16 protein-coding genes are annotated in these 17503 nt (G+C 58.3%); 7 read left to right on the plus strand and 9 right to left on the minus strand.

What is annotated here, in order from left to right; genetic code table 11:
• Position 1 precedes the first annotated feature (1 nt).
• From glgC to PU624_RS05495, 4 genes are all read left to right on the plus strand, one after another.
• On the plus strand, positions 2–1294 hold the full coding sequence (glgC, locus tag PU624_RS05480) for a glucose-1-phosphate adenylyltransferase (RefSeq protein WP_283546879.1): 1293 nt from the start codon (positions 2–4) through the stop codon (positions 1292–1294).
• A gap of 63 nt (positions 1295–1357) precedes the next feature.
• A complete protein-coding gene (gene glgA / locus PU624_RS05485) occupies positions 1358–2791 on the plus strand; it encodes a glycogen synthase GlgA (protein WP_283546880.1) in 1434 nt (477 codons plus the stop codon).
• A gap of 19 nt (positions 2792–2810) precedes the next feature.
• A complete protein-coding gene (glgP, locus tag PU624_RS05490; protein ID WP_283546881.1) occupies positions 2811–5258 on the plus strand; it encodes a glycogen phosphorylase in 2448 nt (815 codons plus the stop codon).
• A 221-nt stretch (positions 5259–5479) separates the two neighbouring features.
• Positions 5480–6415 (plus strand): LysR family transcriptional regulator, encoded by a 936-nt coding sequence (locus PU624_RS05495; RefSeq protein WP_283547940.1) that lies wholly within the window; start codon positions 5480–5482, stop codon positions 6413–6415.
• Here the strand turns inward: PU624_RS05495 and mdcH are convergent.
• The 9 genes from mdcH to glpD all read right to left on the minus strand — a co-directional run bounded on the left by mdcH (position 6396) and on the right by glpD (position 15216).
• A complete protein-coding gene (mdcH, locus tag PU624_RS05500; RefSeq protein WP_283546882.1) occupies positions 6396–7298 on the minus strand; it encodes a malonate decarboxylase subunit epsilon in 903 nt (300 codons plus the stop codon). The two genes, PU624_RS05495 and mdcH, sit on opposite strands and share 20 nt — an antisense overlap.
• Positions 7295–7912 (minus strand): malonate decarboxylase holo-ACP synthase, encoded by a 618-nt coding sequence (locus tag PU624_RS05505; RefSeq protein ID WP_283546883.1) that lies wholly within the window; start codon positions 7910–7912, stop codon positions 7295–7297. Before PU624_RS05505 ends, mdcH begins: the two co-directional genes overlap by 4 nt.
• A gap of 1 nt (position 7913) precedes the next feature.
• Positions 7914–8873 carry an AEC family transporter gene (locus PU624_RS05510; protein ID WP_283546884.1) on the minus strand — a complete coding sequence of 320 codons (960 nt, stop codon included), beginning with the start codon at positions 8871–8873 and terminating at the stop codon, positions 7914–7916.
• Between the two features lie 129 nt (positions 8874–9002).
• Positions 9003–9803, minus strand: a complete 801-nt coding sequence (gene mdcE, locus PU624_RS05515) for a biotin-independent malonate decarboxylase subunit gamma (protein WP_283546885.1) — start codon at positions 9801–9803, stop codon at positions 9003–9005.
• A complete protein-coding gene (locus tag PU624_RS05520) occupies positions 9803–10636 on the minus strand; it encodes a biotin-independent malonate decarboxylase subunit beta (protein ID WP_283546886.1) in 834 nt (277 codons plus the stop codon). Before PU624_RS05520 ends, mdcE begins: the two co-directional genes overlap by 1 nt.
• On the minus strand, positions 10629–10928 hold the full coding sequence (gene mdcC / locus PU624_RS05525; protein WP_283546887.1) for a malonate decarboxylase acyl carrier protein: 300 nt from the start codon (positions 10926–10928) through the stop codon (positions 10629–10631). The genes PU624_RS05520 and mdcC overlap by 8 nt, the downstream gene beginning before the upstream one ends.
• Positions 10929–10936: 8 nt before the next feature.
• Positions 10937–11797 (minus strand): triphosphoribosyl-dephospho-CoA synthase, encoded by an 861-nt coding sequence (locus PU624_RS05530; protein ID WP_283546888.1) that lies wholly within the window; start codon positions 11795–11797, stop codon positions 10937–10939.
• Complete coding sequence (gene mdcA, locus PU624_RS05535) at positions 11797–13452, minus strand: malonate decarboxylase subunit alpha (protein ID WP_283546889.1); 1656 nt, start codon at positions 13450–13452, stop codon at positions 11797–11799. The genes PU624_RS05530 and mdcA overlap by 1 nt, the downstream gene beginning before the upstream one ends.
• Positions 13453–13710: 258 nt before the next feature.
• On the minus strand, positions 13711–15216 hold the full coding sequence (glpD, locus tag PU624_RS05540; RefSeq protein ID WP_283546890.1) for a glycerol-3-phosphate dehydrogenase: 1506 nt from the start codon (positions 15214–15216) through the stop codon (positions 13711–13713).
• A gap of 227 nt (positions 15217–15443) precedes the next feature.
• Between glpD and glpE the strand changes: the two genes are divergently transcribed.
• Genes glpE through PU624_RS05555 form a run of 3 tightly spaced genes read left to right on the plus strand, consistent with a single transcriptional unit; the run spans position 15444 to position 17410 of the window.
• Positions 15444–15770, plus strand: coding sequence for a thiosulfate sulfurtransferase GlpE (gene glpE / locus PU624_RS05545; protein WP_283546891.1), 327 nt, complete (start codon positions 15444–15446; stop codon positions 15768–15770).
• Between the two features lie 29 nt (positions 15771–15799).
• A complete protein-coding gene (glpG, locus tag PU624_RS05550) occupies positions 15800–16621 on the plus strand; it encodes a rhomboid family intramembrane serine protease GlpG (RefSeq protein ID WP_283546892.1) in 822 nt (273 codons plus the stop codon).
• A 30-nt stretch (positions 16622–16651) separates the two neighbouring features.
• Positions 16652–17410, plus strand: coding sequence for a DeoR/GlpR family transcriptional regulator (locus PU624_RS05555; protein ID WP_090966799.1), 759 nt, complete (start codon positions 16652–16654; stop codon positions 17408–17410).
• Positions 17411–17503: the final 93 nt, after the last annotated feature.

The raw sequence follows: 17503 nt of genomic DNA on the forward strand, positions 1-17503 counted from the left end.
CATGGTTAAGTTAGATAGAACAGATCACCTGATGCTGGCCCGCCAGCTCCCTACACAGACGGTTGCTCTGATCCTTGCTGGCGGACGCGGCACGCGCCTGGTCGATTTAACGGCCAAACGTGCCAAACCGGCGGTGCACTTCGGCGGCAAGTTCCGCATTATCGACTTTGCCCTCTCCAACTGCGTCAACTCCGGTATCCGTCGGATTGGCGTCATTACGCAGTATCAGTCCCATACCCTGACTCAGCATATCCAGCGTGGCTGGTCGATCTTCAATGAAGAGATGAATGAGTTTGTCGATTTGCTGCCAGCGCAGCAGCGCTTTTCGACCGAACAGTGGTATCGCGGAACGGCCGATGCCGTGACGCAAAACCTTGATGTGATTCGCCGCTATCAGGCGCAGTACATCGTGATCCTTGCCGGGGACCACATTTATAAGATGGATTATTCACGCATGCTGCTGGATCACGTGGTCAACGAGGCGAAATGTACCATCGCCTGTTTGCCGGTGCCGGTGCATGAAGCCACGGCGTTTGGCGTAATGGCGGTGAATGAAGAGAACATGGTGATCGACTTCGTGGAAAAACCTGCGAAACCGCCCACTATGCCGGGTGATGATACGCAGGCGCTCGCCAGCATGGGGATCTACGTTTTCAACGCAGACTATCTTTATGAACTGCTGGAAGAGGATCTGCAGACGCCAGGCTCCAACCATGATTTCGGCAAAGATATCCTGCCGAAAGTCGTGGCAAGCGGCGAAGGCTATGCGCACTCCTTTGCGCTCTCCTGCGTACAGAACGACGACAATGCGCCGCCTTACTGGCGCGACGTCGGGACGCTGGAAGCCTACTGGCGCGCCAATCTCGATCTGGCATCCGTGATGCCGGAGCTGGATATGTATGACGTCACCTGGCCGATTCGCACCCACATGGAGCCGCTGCCGCCCGCTAAATTTGTTCAGGATCGTTCCGGCAGTCACGGGATGACCATGAATTCGCTGGTGTCGGGCGGCTGCATCATCTCCGGTTCGGTCGTGGTCAACTCGGTGCTGTTCCCGCGCGTTCGCGTTAACTCGTTTTGCAATATTGATTCAACCGTCCTGCTGCCTGATGTGGTTGTCGGCCGATCGTGTCGTCTGCGTCGCTGCGTGATTGATCGCGCCTGCGAACTGCCGGAAGGCATGGTCATCGGCGAAAACCCCGATGAAGACAGTCGCCGGTTTCACCGTTCGGAAGAAGGGATCGTACTGGTTACCCGCGCCATGCTGGCCAGACTGGCCAAAGCGGGGCTGTAAGCGATAAGCGGAACTTACGCAATCGGTACGCGGAGCGTGCCGGATAACTTAATGAGGTCGAGGATGCAGGTTTTACATGTCTGTTCAGAACTTTTCCCGCTGCTGAAAACGGGCGGACTGGCTGATGTTGTCGGGGCATTACCTCAGGCGCAAATTGCGGGCGGTACGGATACGCGGGTGCTGTTGCCCGCTTTTCCCGCATTGCGCAAAGGCATACCTGATCTCCAGGTAGTGACGGAGCGAGAGACATTTGCCGGTCATATACGTCTGCTATTTGGTGAATTTAACGGTGTGGGCATCTACTTAATTGATGCTCCCGGCCTCTACGATCGTCCCGGTAGTCCCTATCATGACGAGTCGCAGTTTGCGTATGTCGACAACTATCTGCGCTTTGCGCTGCTGGGCTGGGTCGGCTGTGAACTGGCGTGCGGCATGGACTCCATGTGGCGTCCCGATATCGTCCATGCGCACGACTGGCACGCGGGCCTGACCTGCGCCTATCTGGAAGCGCGTGGCCGTCCGGCCAAATCGGTGTTCACCGTGCACAACCTGGCATATCAGGGGCTGTTCATGGCGCACCATCTGGAAGAGATCGGTCTGCCGTGGTCGTTCTTTAACATGCATGGGCTGGAGTTCTTCGGTCAGATCTCCTTCCTGAAAGCGGGACTCTTCTACGCCGACCATATCACGGCGGTCAGTCCGACTTACGCCCATGAAATTACCTCTGCCGAATATGCTTACGGCATGGAAACCCTGCTGGCGCAGCGCATGCTCGAAGGCCGTCTCAGCGGGATTCTTAATGGGGTCGATCCTTCAATCTGGGACCCGGCGCACGACCTGCTGCTGAGCGCGCGCTACAACCGCGACACGCTCGAAGCGAAAGCGGAGAACAAACGTCAGCTGCAGGTGGCGATGGGGCTGAAGGTGGATGATAAAGCGCCGGTGTTCTGCGTCATCAGCCGTCTGACCAAACAGAAAGGTTTAGACCTGGTGCTGGAGGCGCTGCCTGGCCTGCTGGCGCAGGGCGGACAGCTGGTGCTGCTGGGTCAGGGCGATGCCGAACTGCAGCAGGGATTCCTGGCGGCGGCGGCAGAGCATCCGGGCAGCGTGGGCGTGCAGATTGGCTATCACGAAGCCTTCTCCCACCGCATTGTCGGTGGCGCGGATGTGATCGTGGTGCCGAGCCGCTTTGAGCCCTGTGGTCTGACTCAACTTTATGGTCTGAAGTATGGTACGTTGCCGTTAGTGCGCCGTACGGGTGGACTGGCCGATACCGTGAATGACAGCTCGTTAGAAAACCTGGCCGACGGTATCGCCAGTGGATTCAGTTTCGAAGATGCCAATGCCTGGTCGCTGTTACGGGCAATCCGGCGCGCGTTTGTGTTGTGGTCCCGTCCTTCGCTGTGGCGCTATGTTCAGCGTCAGGCGATGGCGATGGACTTTAGCTGGCAGGTGGCAGCACAAGCCTACCGTGATCTCTACCAACGTTTGATGTAACGGATTGGGAAAACTGGATATGAATGCACCTTTCACTTACGCCTCACCAACGTTGACGGTTGATGCCTTAAAGCATTCGATTGCCTACAAACTGATGTTTACCATCGGCAAAGATCCCTCTATCGCCAATAAGCACGAGTGGCTCAACGCCTCGCTGCTGGCGGTGCGCGACCGGATGGTGGAGCGCTGGCTGCGTTCCAGCCGTGCTCAGCTCTCTCAGGATGTCCGCCAGGTCTATTACCTGTCGATGGAGTTCCTGATGGGCCGCACGCTGGGAAATGCGCTGCTGGCGATGGGGATTTATGACGATCTCAACCAGGCGCTGGATGAGATGGGACTGGATCTGGCCGAGCTGATGGAAGAGGAGAACGATCCGGGACTCGGCAACGGCGGTCTCGGTCGCCTCGCGGCCTGTTTCCTCGATTCACTGGCGACGCTGGGCATGCCGGGCCGGGGTTATGGCATCCGGTATGATTACGGCATGTTCAAACAGAACATTGTGGAAGGTGAGCAGAAAGAGTCACCGGATTACTGGCTTGAGTATGGTAATCCGTGGGAATTCCAGCGTTTCAATACCCGTTACAAAGTCCGTTTTGGCGGTCGCGTCCAGCACGAAGGCACCAAAGTGCGCTGGCTGGAGACCGAAGAGATTCTGGCGATGGCCTATGACCAGATTATTCCGGGCTTCGACACCGATGCCACCAACACCCTGCGACTGTGGGGCGCGCAGGCCAGCAACGAAATCAACCTCGGTAAGTTCAACCAGGGGGATTACTTTGCGGCGGTGGAAGATAAAAACCACTCCGAAAACGTGTCGCGCGTGCTCTACCCGGATGACTCCACCTATTCAGGCCGTGAGCTGCGTCTGCGTCAGGAATATTTCCTGGTTTCCGCGACGGTGCAGGACATCCTGAATCGTCACTGGCGGATGCACCAGACCTGGGACAACCTGGCGGACAAGATCGCTATTCACCTGAATGATACCCATCCGGTGCTGGCGATCCCCGAACTGATGCGTCTGCTGATCGACGAACATAAATTCAGCTGGGACAGCGCCTTCGACGTCTGTTGTCAGGTGTTCTCCTACACCAACCACACGCTGATGACGGAAGCGCTGGAGACCTGGCCGGTCGATATGATCGGTAAGATCCTGCCGCGTCACCTCAGCATTATTTTCGAGATTAACGACTTCTTCCTCAAGACGATTCAGGATCACTATCCTGATGACCTGGATCTGCTGTCGCGCATTTCGATCATCGACGAGAACGATGGCCGCAGGATTCGCATGGGCTGGCTGGCAGTGGTGGTCAGTCACAAAGTGAATGGCGTGTCTGAGCTGCACTCTGATTTAATGGTGCAGTCGCTGTTTGCCGACTTCTCCCGCCTGTTCCCTGGCCGTTTCTGCAACAAAACCAACGGCGTGACCCCGCGTCGCTGGCTGGCGCTGGCGAACCCGGCGCTGTCAGAGGTGCTGGATGAGGAGATTGGTCGCAACTGGCGTACCGATCTCAGTCAGCTGGGCGAACTGAACGCGCAGATCGACTATCCGGCGTTTATCGAAAAAGTGGCGGTCGCCAAACATCAGAACAAACGCCGTCTGGCTGACTGGGTGGCGAAGAATCTGGACGTGGTGCTCGACCCGAACGCGCTGTTCGATGTGCAGATCAAGCGTATTCATGAGTACAAACGCCAGCTGCTCAACGTGCTGCATGTGATCACCCGATACAACCGTATCAAGGCCGATCCCCAGGCGGACTGGGTGCCGCGCGTGAATATCTTTGCCGGTAAAGCGGCATCGGCCTATTACGTTGCCAAGCACATCATTCATCTGATCAACGATGTCGCGAATGTGATCAATAACGATCCGCAGGTGAAGAACAAGCTCAAAGTGGTCTTCATCCCGAACTACAGCGTGAGTCTGGCGCAGATCATTATCCCGGCGGCCGATCTCTCTGAGCAGATCTCGACCGCGGGCACGGAAGCGTCCGGCACCAGTAACATGAAGTTTGCGCTGAACGGTGCGCTGACGATCGGTACGCTGGATGGCGCCAACGTTGAGATGCTGGATCACGTCGGTGAAGAGAACATCTTTATCTTCGGTAATACCACGCCGCAGGTCGACGCGCTGCGTAAGGGCGGCTATAACCCGCGTGACTATTACGAAAAAGATGAAGAGCTGCATCAGGTGCTGACCCAAATTGCGTCAGGCGTATTCAGTCCGCAGGATCCGGGCCGCTACCGCAACCTGTTCGATTCCCTGGTTAACTTCGGCGATCACTACCAGTTACTGGCGGATTATCGCAGCTATGTGGATACCCAGGATAAAGTGGATGCCCTCTACCGTAAACCGGATGAGTGGCAGCGTCGCGCGGCGAAAAACATCGCCGGAATGGGCTACTTCTCGTCGGACCGTACCATTCAGGAGTACGCCGATGAGATCTGGAACATTACACCTATAAGGTTGTAGGGTCGGGCAGCACGCCTTTGTGACTTTCTTTGCGGCCGACGGATCGGCCGCACTCTCCGTTCTTTTTGCTCTCTGCCTCTTCCCCGCACCTTCAGAAAATTCAGCCGTTTATCGTCTCTGCCCCTGTAAGTGCCCGTTGTGCGAGCCCGATCATTACACCCTGGCTGAGAATCGCTACTATGCGGGAAAGCTAAATGACCCTACACAGGCAACCGCAGCCCATGAGTGACAACATCAACCAGGAAATTACCTTCCGTAAGCTCAGTGTCTTCATGATGTTTATGAGCAAAGGGAATATTGCCCGCACGGCGGAAGCGCTGGAACTGAGCAGCGTCAGCGTGCATCGCGCGCTGCACACGCTGGAAGAGGGCATCGACTGCCCGCTGTTTATCCACAAGGGCCGCAATCTGGTGCCGCTGCCTGCCGCCTGGACGCTGCTGGACTACTGCCGTGACGTGACCACCCTGATGGGCAAAGGCATTGAAGAGGCGCGCAAGGTGGCGGGCATCGGCGGAGGCCGGCTGCGGCTCGGCACGCTCTATTCGCTGACGCTTGAAACCATTCCCCGGCTGATCATGGGCATGAAACTGCGCCGTCCCACGCTGGAACTCGATCTCACTATGGGTTCGAATCAGATGCTGCTGAATATGCTGGAAGATGACGCGCTGGATGCCATTCTGATCGCCACCGATGAGGGCGAACTCAGTGATGCGCATTTCGATGTGATTCCGCTGTTTGAAGACCGGATCTTCCTGGCCGCACCGGCCGGAGAAACGCAGAAAGGAACCGGTACGGTGGATCTGCGCGATTATGCCGACCGTGATTTTGTTTCGCTGGCGGAGGGATTTGCCACCTATGCCGGTTCGCAGGAAGCGTTTCAGATTGCCGGGTTTGAACCGCGCAGGGTCACCCATGTCAATGACATCTTCTCGATGATCAGTCTGGTGCAGGCGGGCGTTGGCCTGGCGCTGATTCCGGGACGGATGAAGAAAGTCTATGAAAACAACATCCAGTTGCTGACGCTCGCGGAGCCTTACCAGATGCGCCAGCAGATCTCGATTGTCTACTCACATCGCCGCGAACGGGATAATGACCTGCTGGCACTGGCGGCAGAAGGGCGGATGTATGCCCGCAGCCTTACTGACTCAGCCGTTTAGCCAGATGCAGCGCCACTTCGACGCTGTTGCGCTCCAGACAGATTGCTTCGCCCTGCCAGTTCGCCTGCAGCGTCAGGCCGGTCAGCACATTGCCAGGCGGCATCTCAATCGCCAGCCGGGCATCGCGCTGGTTAGCGGAAACAATCGCGTCATTCCACTGCACCGTGCGCGCCATATTGAAGGCGAGATCGTCGGCAATTTTCTCCGGCTCCCAAATCACGCGTGCGCTTGAGCCGCTGAGGTAGGCGCAATCGGGACGGGAGAGGGTGACGGACTCAAACGCGCGAGCCAGTTCGGCGGCGGGCTTATCCAGCAGCGCGCAGTGCGATGGCACGCTCACCGCGAGTTTGATCGCTTTACTGGCACCGGCATCCAGCGCCTTCTGCGCCACCACCGCCATATCCTCGTCACGACCGGCAATCACAATCTGCGTTTCCGCATTTAAATTCGCAATGTAGGTGTTGCTGCCGGGCAGCAGTTTCTCCAGCTGGTTCAGCGTTAACCCGGTGATCGCGGTCAGGCCATATCCCTGCGGATACGCCTGCTCCATCAGATCGCCGCGCAGCGCAACCAGCCGGAGGGCGTCGCTGAAATCGAGCGCGCCAGCAATCACCGCAGCAGGAAATGCGCCAATCGACAGACCGCTGACGATATCCGGTTTCACACCACTACGTATCAGCTCGCGCGCCCAGGCGACACCAGAAATCAGCAGACAGAGCTGCACGGCGCGGGTGTGGCGCAGCGCCTCAACGCTGTCGAGCTGGTCGGTCTCGTCGCCCAGCACCGCACGCACATGGCTTACTATCACATCACCATCAGGCAGCTGCTGCAGCATGCCGGCACGCTGGGTGCCCTGGCCAGGAAAGGTAAAGAGTATTTTCATGGATTCTCCCTGCTCCAGGGTGAAGCGGTCAGTATCGGTCCGGTGTCGGTTTTTAACAGCACGCGTCCCTCGCGCAACCATTCGTTCAGGGCAAACGCGCCAGACGGCGTTTCCACCTGGGTGTCCACCCGGCAGCCCAGCGCGTCGGTCTCTGTCTGCCACCGTTGCAGCGCGTTACGGGGCAGTGGCTGCGGGGCGCGGAGGAGTAGATCCAGATCGCTGGCGGCATGCAGCGTGGGTCGCTGTGTCGCCAGCGCAAAAGCGGTGCTGCCGGTTATACCCCAGCACCACGGCCAGACGGTCTCGCTAAGCGCTATCGCCGCGCTGACCGGCGCATAAGCCGTAAAGGGCGACGCCAGCAGCAGAGTGCGGTCCGCCAGACTCTCTGGCGTCACCACCCGGAGAATATCGTCGGGGGCGATCCAGCCGGCGGCGCGCTGCTCGCGACGCTCACCACGCACGCCAATCGGGATCAGGCCGGATTCACGGCGATCGCGCCGCACCACCACAGGCAGATCGGGATGCCAGAACGGGCTGACCCAGCTCTCTTTGATCGTCGCTAACGCGCTGCGGTTTCGCAGCCAGAGCAGATCGTGGGGGCGCGGCGCACTCATATTACATTCCTGATGTCAGCGTAATGAACAACGGTAAAGATAAAATACACAGAATCGAGCTTAACAGCAGCACGGCTTCCGCATCGGGTGACTGCACGCCAAAGCGGTTGCCGAACACCACGCCGAAGAAACCGGCCGACAGCGCGATCATCAGGATAGCGGTGATCGCCACTGAACCGTTCAGCCCCAGCGCCAGCACCAGACTCCAGGCCACAAAGGGCTGAATCAGCAGCTTAGCAACCGTACCCACGCCGACGACCGCGTTGAGTTTCAGCTGACGCGCGGAGAGGATCACGCCGGTCAGGAACAGCGCGGCAGCGGTGGCTGCCAGGCCCAGCGGTTTAATGGCTGAGATGACCAGCTCCGGTATTCTGACGCCCAGCGCTGACAGCACCACACCCAGCAACGGACCCAGGACGATCGGTTTCTTCAACGAGCGCCACATCAGTACCGGCAGCATGGTCAGTGTCGACCCCACATTCTCACCGGCAATACGCGCTTTTTCCCGCTCCAGAATCAGCAGGCAGAATGGCGTCATCAGCACCGAGCCGCAGGCAATTGAAACCGCCACAGAAAGCGAGGTTGATGAACCTTCTCCCAGTACGCTGCCCAGAATCGGCAGCCCCAGGGCGGCATAATTGGGTAAGGCGACCGTCAGTGTCATGACCGCCGCATCCTGAGGCGACTTTTTAAAGACGCGCGTCGCCAGGAAATAGATGGCTGCATAGGTTATCCACATCGCGCCGGTTAAGACCACAATCAACGGCGACTGAGCCACGATGCCCGACCAGGGCGTCTGCACCGTCGCGCTGAACAGCGCGGCGGGCAGCGCAAAATCCATCACGAAAATATTGAGTAGTGAAACCTCTTTGTTATTGACCATTCCGGCCTTACCGGCCCAGAAACCCAGCAGCATAATGACAAAGATCGGAGCAAGGGCATGCACAATTATATAAATCATAAATCACCTGTATTTAAGAGAAAATTCTTTAAAAACAGCGATGTTTATAATTCTGAACACGGCCACTGCTCCGGGGCGCATTGAAGGATGCACCCCGTAAGACCGGTTTCGGCAGGTTTATTTTTTTAATTACCAGGTCGCGCGCATACGTTCGCGAACCAGGGAAGAGCTGTGACGATTTGCCGCGCCAAGGCGGTTTTTCAGCGTGGGATCCTGACGTGCGTCGCTGATCGCCTTGTGCAGCGCAATCTCAACCATCGCCACATCCGCATCAGAGGGCGCATCAGGATTCGCGACGTTCAGCAGATCGGAGAGCAGGCCCAGCGTGGCGAAGTTATTCACGTCGTACGCCATCGGTGGAATGGTGGCGGCCAGTTTTTCCAGCGCTTCCACTGAACGCAGCGTAATCCGCGCCGCCGACGCTTTACCCATGGCATGTACCAGCACGCCCTGATCGTTAAGCGCAATCAGACGGCTGGCCTGATAACCGTGTGCCAGGAACGCACCGGACATCGCTTTGCCGACAATCAGGCCAATCACCGGATGCCCGTCAAGACGTGCGCTGGCATACGCGCCCGCCGCGCCCGCCAGCGCCTGATGAATACCAAATGCCTCTTCGCGGCGGCCATAGGCCTGACTCGGCACGTCGATCACCGCCACAATCGGCCGCTTCACGGCGCTGTTTTTGTCGGCTTCGCGCGTCTCATTCACCACTTTCGCCAGCGTCCAGCCTTCGAGGAGACCGACTTCACCCTGCGCGGCGCGCGGATAGTGGTTTTGCGCATCGGGCACGACGGCGATAAAGCGGACGTTTTCGCCATTAAGCTGGCCGTCAGCCACCTGAACAGAGGCGCACAGGCCATCAGGGCGCTGCGCATGGGGTGCAAGTTTTTCCAGCCAGGTTGCACCGCGGCTGCTTGTCTGCGTCATTATTTCTCCTCCCGGGCGAAAAGCTGTTTAATCTGCGCGGTGTCCGCCTGCTGGCGCGTGTCGAACTGCGTCAGCCGTGACAGGAAATCGGCATAGTTATCGCTGCGGTGCTGCGCCGGAACGCCTCTGGCTATAAAGTCATGCATCGCGGTTTTCACGGCGTTGATGCCGTCATCCACCAGCGCATCGACCAGGCCGCTGGCGTAGCGGATTTCGCCGCCGGTCATGCTCCAGATAAACGGACGATCGTGCGAGTCATACTCTTCAATGCCCGCTTCCTGCTCAATCACCTGCGGGCCGTTCAGTCCCAGACGGGCTTCACGCGTCACGATCAGGTAGCTGCAGAGCGCGGCGGCGATAGACATCCCGCCGAAGCAGCCAACGGTGCCGCTGACGATGCCGATCACCGGGGTGTAGCGGCGCAGATCAACAATCGCCGCATGAATATCGGCAATCGCCGCCAGTCCGAGGTTCGCCTCCTGTAACCGCACGCCGCCGGTTTCCAGGCAGAGCACCGCCTGAGTCGGGATACCGTTGCGGTTGTCTTCTGCCGCCAGCTCCAGCGCCGCCGCCATTTTTGCCCCGGAGACTTCGCCCATGCTGCCGCCCTGGAAGGTGCCTTCGATGGCAATCACCACCGCAGACTGACCGTTCAGCGTGCCGCGCGCCACGACCATGCCGTCATCTGACTGAGGCACCACGCCCTGCGGGGCCAGCCACGGCGACATGATGCCCTCAAAGGGATCAAGCAGTTCGCGATAGCTGCCTGCATCCAGCAGCGCATGGGCGCGTTCACGGGCCCGTAATTCAATAAAACTGGCATCGTTACGCATGGCTCACCTCTTCAAAAACCTGTTCAATACGGATACGCGCCACGCCGGGTGTCGCCCCGAAATCGTGAATAATCATCTTTCCGGCAGGCAGGCCGTTGATTAAATTCAGGCGGTCAAACAGCGCTTTCCAGCGGGCGTCGCTGTTATCCAGTGAGGTGGTGATATCGATGTTCAGTGTCTGGCCTTCAGTTGCGGTGTACAGCACTTCCATATCACCGGAACCAACGACCCCGGCCAGCGCTCTGCCACTGAGCAGGCGGTTAGCAGGTAGAGATAATGTGATGTGTTCCATAATGGCCTCTAAAAATAAGTATGTTCAGGCGAACAGACCCGATCGATAAACAGCGTCGCGGCCAGCAGGTCGGCGGCCCCGCCAGGCGAGGCGTTGAGCGCCAGCATCCGGCGATCGAGCTGCGCCAGCGCCACCTGACCGGCGGCAGTGCGGCAGCCGCCCGCCAGCAGCACGGCGCGTGCTCCCTGCTGCATGGCATTCAGTCCGTCCATGCCGGCACGTGACAGCACGCAGGTATCGCTGAGCGAGGTCATGATCGCCATCAGGGCATCCAGCCGGGCTTCGCTTTCACTGGCACCGACTGCCCGGCTGGTCAGCAACTGCGGCAGCGCCAGCTTCATCACGTGAGGAAACGCCTGTTGCGCCTCTTCGCGTGCGCCGGGCACCCGGTAGCGGTGCGTCGCTTTTAACCCTTTGCTGAACACTCTGGGGGCGCGGCTGTCGGGCAGCGTTGCCAGTGCGGCAGCGGTGCGGGTCAGGTGGTCAGCACTCGCTGCGCCACCCTGCATCGCTGCGGCACTTACCAGTAATCCCAGCGCCCAGATCGCGCCCCGATGGGTGTTCACGCCGCCGGTTGCCGTCATCATCTGCTGTTCGCCGTCGCGGCCCAGCCGACCCACCGTTTCGCGCAGGGCGATATCGGCGGGACGCAGCCAGCTGTGACGGGCCAGCGCCAGAAAGGTCGGCATCAGGCTGTGAGCGGAACGCTCCATCAGCGCCAGCGTCAGATCCCGATGTGCGCCGTTTCCCCGACTGTCTACCAGACCCGGCTTCGGGCTCAGGCGTGCTTCATCGATCAGACAATCGCGCGCCACCGTCGCCAGCTGACTGGCCTGAGACTCGGCATGGGTCTGTGACAGGTGTTTCATTACCAGCTCCGGAATTTAGCAGGCGGGTTGTACAGGCCATCTGACCATTCAACCAGGTCAGCGACGCTGCCCGCAGCCAGCAGTGAACGGGTGGCGTCGGAGCGGCGGATACCCATATCTTCCGGGTAGACCACTTTGCCGCTTTTACGCAGGGCAGCGACGCGGGCGGCATCCACGCCCAGACCGATATCGGTGATCCCGGCGACCGCGGCGACCATGGCGCGACGCTCTTCAGGGCTTTCTGCACGATAGAGATAGGCGATGCCTTCCTCGGTCAGCACGTGCGTGACGTCATCGCCGTAGATCATTACCGGGGCCAGCGGCATACCGGAGGATTTCGCCACTTCAACGGCATCAAGCGTTTCAACGAAGGTCGGTTTCGCACCGGCCTGGAAGGTCTCGACCATCTGCACCACCAGTTTTTTACCGCGCTGCATCGGGTCTGGCTCGGTGATCATATTCAGCCAGGCAGGCGTGGCGTGACGGCGGCCATGGGGATCGTGACCCATATTGGGCGCGCCACCGAAGCCGGAGAGACGACCACGGGTGACGGTCGAGGAGTTCGCCAGACCATCGACCTGCAGGGTGGCACCGATAAACATATCGACCGCGTACTGACCGGCCAGCTGGCAGAAGGCGCGGTTAGATCGCATCGAACCGTCACTGCCGGTAAAGAAGATGTCGGGACGGGCGCGGATATACTCTTCCATCCCCAGCTCGCCGCCGAAGCAGTGCACGCTCTCCACCCAGCCGCTCTCAATCGCCGGGATCAGCGTCGGATGCGGGTTCAGCGCCCAGTGCTTACAGATTTTGCCTTTCAGGCCGAGCTGTTCGCCGTAGGTGGGCAGCAGCAGTTCGATGGCGGCGGTGTTAAAGCCGATACCGTGGTTGAGTGACTGCACCTGATGTTCGGCGTAGATGCCTTTAATCGCCATCATCGCCATCAGGATGTGCTCCTGCTTAATCAGGCGCGGATCGCGGGTAAACAGCGGTTCGATAAAGAAGGGTTTGTCAGCCACCACGATGTAGTCGATCCAGGAACCGGGAATATCGACGCGCGGCAGGTCGGTTTCGTCATCGACCAGTTCATTGACCTGGGCTATCACGATACCGTCACGAAACGCGGCGGCTTCCACCAGCGCCGGGGTATCTTCGGTACTCGGGCCGGTATAGAGGTTGCCTTTGCGGTCGGCTTTATAGCCGGCAATCAGCGCCACATTCGGGCTGAGGTCAACGTAGAGACGGGAATAGAGTTCGATATAGGTGTGGATCGCGCCGATTTCCAGCTGACCATCCTGCAACAGCTGGGACATGCGCAGGCTCTGCGGACCGGAGAAAGAGAAGTCGAGTTTGCGGGCGATGCCTTTTTCAAAAATATCGAGATGTTCGCTGCGGCCGACGCTGGGCATAATCATATGCAGGTCGTGAATCTTTGACGGATTCACCGCCGCCAGGGTGCGGGATAAAAAGTCCGCCTGCTTCTGGTTATTCCCTTCGAGCACCACGCGGTCGCCCGGTGCAATTAACTGTTCAAATGCTTCAACGGCTCTTTCTGCAGGAATGACTTTGCCATCAAGGGGAAAGGAGGCCATACGACGCGCTTTTTCACTGCGGCGTGTGTTCCACTCCCGGGCAGGCGATTGGCCTGTGTTCATTTCAACCTCCGGATTTGAATCGCTCTTTTGACGTTTATGCTGCGGGAAGTCTGAGCTTTCTTAAAACGGTGTTCAATTAAGCAAAAAAGCGGAACGTTAGATTTAAGGTAACGATGGTGAGCGGGGGGATGGATGCGTGACGCGGTGAGTTCAGGGGGCAAAAGAGGAGGTAAAAGTGACGGCGGTGAACATTTGTGGCCGGTCAGCAGACAATAAAAAAGCAGGCCGGAGCCTGCTTTCTGATCGGTTACTGCCCGCTTAGGATGCCAGAGACAGGGCCGGTTTCGCTTTCGCGGCCAGCCACTCTGCCACGCGAGCCTGCTGCTCTTTGGTCAGCCACATGCCCTGTTTGGTACGACGCCAGATAGCATCATCCAGTTCACGCACCCACTCATGCTGCACGAGGTAGCGTAACTCCGCCTCATAGAAATCGTGACCGAAGTTCTCACCCAGATCGTCCAGGCTTTTCGCACCGTTCAGCAGCGTTTCAGTGCTGCTGCCGTACGTGCGTGAGAAGTGGCGCGCCATATTTTCGGTAATGAACGGGTAACGACGACGCAGGCTGGCCGCGTAATCATCGCTGGTGCCGTTGATATTACCGCCCGGCAACACGCAGTTCTTCGTCCAGGCCGGACCGGCGTTCGGGTAGTACTTCGCCAGTTTTTCCAGCGCATGTTCCGCCAGCTTACGATAGGTGGTCAGCTTGCCGCCAAACACGGAAAGCAGCGGTGCCTGACCGTTATCGTCACGGACGTCCAGGGTGTAATCACGGGTGATCGCCTGTGGTGAATCAGACTCGTCATCACACAGCGGACGGACACCAGAGTAAGACCAGACGATATCGTCAGCGGTCAGCTGCTTTTTGAAGTGTCCGTTGAACACTTTCAGCAGGTACTCGGTCTCGCTGTCATCGATATGGACGCTTTTCGGATCGCCTTTGTACTCTACGTCGGTGGTGCCGATGATAGAGAACTCATCCATCCACGGGATGACAAACACGATACGGTTATCTTCGTTCTGCAGGATATAAGCCTGCTTCTCGGTATGAACGCGCGGCACCACGATGTGGCTGCCTTTAATCAGGCGGATACCGTAAGGCGATTTCAGCTTCAGGCTGTCGTCGAACAGCTGCTTAACCCACGGGCCCGCGGCGTTGACCAGGCCTTTGGACTGCCAGGTAAAGGTTTTACCGGTATCGACATCTTCGGCTTCGACCTTCCACAGGCCGCCTTCACGCCAGGCGCGGGTCACACGGGTGCGGGTACGCACTTCGCCGCCACGCTTCACCACTTCCTGCGCGTTCAGTACCACCATGCGGGCATCATCGACCCAGCAGTCTGAATATTCGAATCCGCGCGTAATTTCCGGCTTCAGAGCCGAATCCGCGCCGAATCGCAGACTTTTACTGCCTGGCAGGCTGGTACGTTTGCCGAGATGGTCATACATAAACAGACCGGTGCGGATCATCCACGCCGGACGCAGATGCGGACGGTGCGGCAGACGGAAGCGCATCGGGAATGCCAGATGCGGCGCCATTTTCAGCAGCACTTCACGTTCGGCCAGTGCTTCACTGACCAGACGGAATTCGTAATGTTCAAGGTAGCGCAAGCCGCCGTGAATCAGTTTTGAACTGGCAGAGGAGGTCGCGCAAGCCAGATCCCGCGCCTCCAGCATTAACACCGACAGTCCGCGTCCTGCAGCGTCTGCTGCAATGCCGGCACCGTTGATGCCGCCGCCGATCACGATCAGGTCTTTGGTTTCCACGTCATCTCCTCCGATGTTCGGAATAGTTCACTAATGTTCGTTTTCGAGCATAATCATAATCGCAAACCAACATTGATGCCAGCTTTTAACCAGGTAAAAACATTTTTGCGTGATATAGCTAACATTCTGCCCACCAAAAAAACAGATACCCGCAACGATTGTCAGGTTATCGGCGTGAGTTCTCGGGTTACACTACGCGCTATTGTGACGCTGTTATGAGAGATCCCATGGAAACGTTCGAATGTATTGATGTGCAGCAGGCGCAGGCGCGTCTGGCGCAGGGTGCGCTGCTGGTGGATATCCGCGATCCGCAAAGTTATGCCCTTGGCCATGCGGCGGGCGCGCTGCATCTGACCAACACCAACCTCAGCGAGTTTGTCAGTGGTGCCGACCACAGCCTGCCCGTGCTGGTGATGTGCTATCACGGCAACAGCAGCAAAAGCGCGGCACAATATCTGCTGGGACAGGGCTTCAGTGCGGCCTACAGCATCGATGGCGGCTTTGATGCGTGGCGTGCCGCTTTCCCTCAGCAGGTTGCCCTCGGCAGTGAATAGATGGCTGCTCGTCACATGGAGAGTTACTGATGCGCATTACCCAATTTAATCAGCCGCGCATGGCGCAGGCGTTTGTTGACTACATGGCGACGCAGGGCATCACGCTGCGTATCGAGCATGAAAATCACTACGTCATCATGCTGGATGATGAAAGCAAGATTTCAGTGGTCGAAAACGAACTTCAGCAGTTTTTACACGACCCTAACCATCCGCGCTATCAGGCTGCCAGCTGGCACAGCGGCAAGACCGACAGCGGCCTGCGCTATGAGCGCAGCAATATCTGGGCGAACATCCGCGAGCGTGCCGGTCCGCTGACCATGACCCTGATGGTGCTCTGCATCGCGGTCTTTATTCTGATGCAGATCATGGGCGATCAGGCCGTGATGGCGTGGCTCTCGTGGCCGGATGCCGACCAGCATCTTCAGGTCTGGCGCTGGTTCAGTCATGCGCTATTGCACTTTTCACTGCTGCACATCCTGTTTAATCTGATGTGGTGGTGGTATCTGGGCGGCGTGGTTGAGAAGCGTCTTGGCAGCGGCAAACTGTTCGTGATTATGCTGATCTCGGCGCTGCTCAGCGGCTGGCTGCAGGCGAAGTTCAGCGGCATCTGGTTTGGCGGTCTGTCGGGTGTGGTCTATGCCCTGATGGGTTACTGCTGGCTGCGCGGTGAGCGCGATCCCGACAGTGGCGTCTATCTTGAACGGGGATTGATCGGTTTTGCAGTGGTCTGGCTGGTGATTGGCTGGTTCGGCGTCTTTGGTCTGGCGATTGCCAACGCGGCGCACGTTGCCGGTCTGGTGGTCGGACTGGCGATGGCGCTGGTAGACACGCGTAACGTCACGCGTCGTTAGACAGATTTAGCGGGTTAACAGGAGAGGAACGTGAAGCAGACGCAACGTCATGACGCGATTATCGATTTAGTCCGTCGCCAGGGATATGTCAGTACTGAGGAGCTGGTGGATCATTTTGAGGTCAGCCCGCAAACCATTCGTCGCGATCTCAACGATCTGGCCGATCAGAACAAGATTCAGCGCCACCACGGCGGCGCGGCGCTTCCTTCCAGCTCTGAGAATACCGCCTGGCACGATCGTAAAATGATGTGGTCAGCAGAAAAAGCGCGGATTGCGCAGCGCGTAGCCAGCCAGATCCCGGATGGGGCCACGCTGTTTATCGACATCGGCACCACGCCGGAAGCAGTGGCGCATGCCCTGCTCAACCACAGCGACTTACGCGTGGTGACCAACAACCTCAACGTCGCGATGCTGTTGATGGGCAAGCCCGATTTCCGGGTGATTATCGCAGGCGGTGAAGTCCGGACCCGCGATGGTGCGGTGATGGGGGAAGCGACGCTCGACTTTATTTCTCAGTTCCGGCTCGATTACGGCATTCTGGGGATCAGCGGCATCGACATGGATGGGTCGCTGCTGGAGTTCGACTATCACGAAGTCCGCACCAAGCGCGCCATCATCGAAAACTCACGCTGCGCGATGCTGGTGGTGGATCACTCGAAGTTTGGCCGCAACGCCATGGTTAACCTCGGCAACATGAGTCTGCTGGACTATCTCTACACCGACAAAATGCCGCCAGCCAGCGTCATGAAAGTGATTGAGCAGCATGAGGTTCACCTCGAACTCTGCTGATTCCTGCGACGCCAGCCTCCCGGCTGGCGTTTTTCTTTGATTGTTGTCGCTTTTTCCCCCACTCACGTCTTAACTTAACGGTTGCTGGCACCC

Origin of the sequence: Pantoea sp. Lij88, from assembly GCF_030062155.1 — a bacterium.
Lineage (GTDB): Bacteria > Pseudomonadota > Gammaproteobacteria > Enterobacterales > Enterobacteriaceae > Pantoea.

Bases quoted from the DNA above. Each gene is read 5' to 3' on its own strand.
- glgC (WP_283546879.1), top strand. From the start codon at position 2: ATGGTTAAGTTAGATAGAACAGATCACCTGATGCTGGCCCGCCAGCTC.
- glgA (WP_283546880.1), top strand. From the start codon at position 1,358: ATGCAGGTTTTACATGTCTGTTCAGAACTTTTCCCGCTGCTGAAAACG.
- glgP (WP_283546881.1), top strand. From the start codon at position 2,811: ATGAATGCACCTTTCACTTACGCCTCACCAACGTTGACGGTTGATGCC.
- PU624_RS05495 (WP_283547940.1), top strand. From the start codon at position 5,480: ATGAGTGACAACATCAACCAGGAAATTACCTTCCGTAAGCTCAGTGTC.
- mdcH (WP_283546882.1), bottom strand. From the start codon at position 7,298: ATGAAAATACTCTTTACCTTTCCTGGCCAGGGCACCCAGCGTGCCGGC.
- PU624_RS05505 (WP_283546883.1), bottom strand. From the start codon at position 7,912: ATGAGTGCGCCGCGCCCCCACGATCTGCTCTGGCTGCGAAACCGCAGC.
- PU624_RS05510 (WP_283546884.1), bottom strand. From the start codon at position 8,873: ATGATTTATATAATTGTGCATGCCCTTGCTCCGATCTTTGTCATTATG.
- mdcE (WP_283546885.1), bottom strand. From the start codon at position 9,803: ATGACGCAGACAAGCAGCCGCGGTGCAACCTGGCTGGAAAAACTTGCA.
- PU624_RS05520 (WP_283546886.1), bottom strand. From the start codon at position 10,636: ATGCGTAACGATGCCAGTTTTATTGAATTACGGGCCCGTGAACGCGCC.
- mdcC (WP_283546887.1), bottom strand. From the start codon at position 10,928: ATGGAACACATCACATTATCTCTACCTGCTAACCGCCTGCTCAGTGGC.
- PU624_RS05530 (WP_283546888.1), bottom strand. From the start codon at position 11,797: ATGAAACACCTGTCACAGACCCATGCCGAGTCTCAGGCCAGTCAGCTG.
- mdcA (WP_283546889.1), bottom strand. From the start codon at position 13,452: ATGAACACAGGCCAATCGCCTGCCCGGGAGTGGAACACACGCCGCAGT.
- glpE (WP_283546891.1), top strand. From the start codon at position 15,444: ATGGAAACGTTCGAATGTATTGATGTGCAGCAGGCGCAGGCGCGTCTG.
- glpG (WP_283546892.1), top strand. From the start codon at position 15,800: ATGCGCATTACCCAATTTAATCAGCCGCGCATGGCGCAGGCGTTTGTT.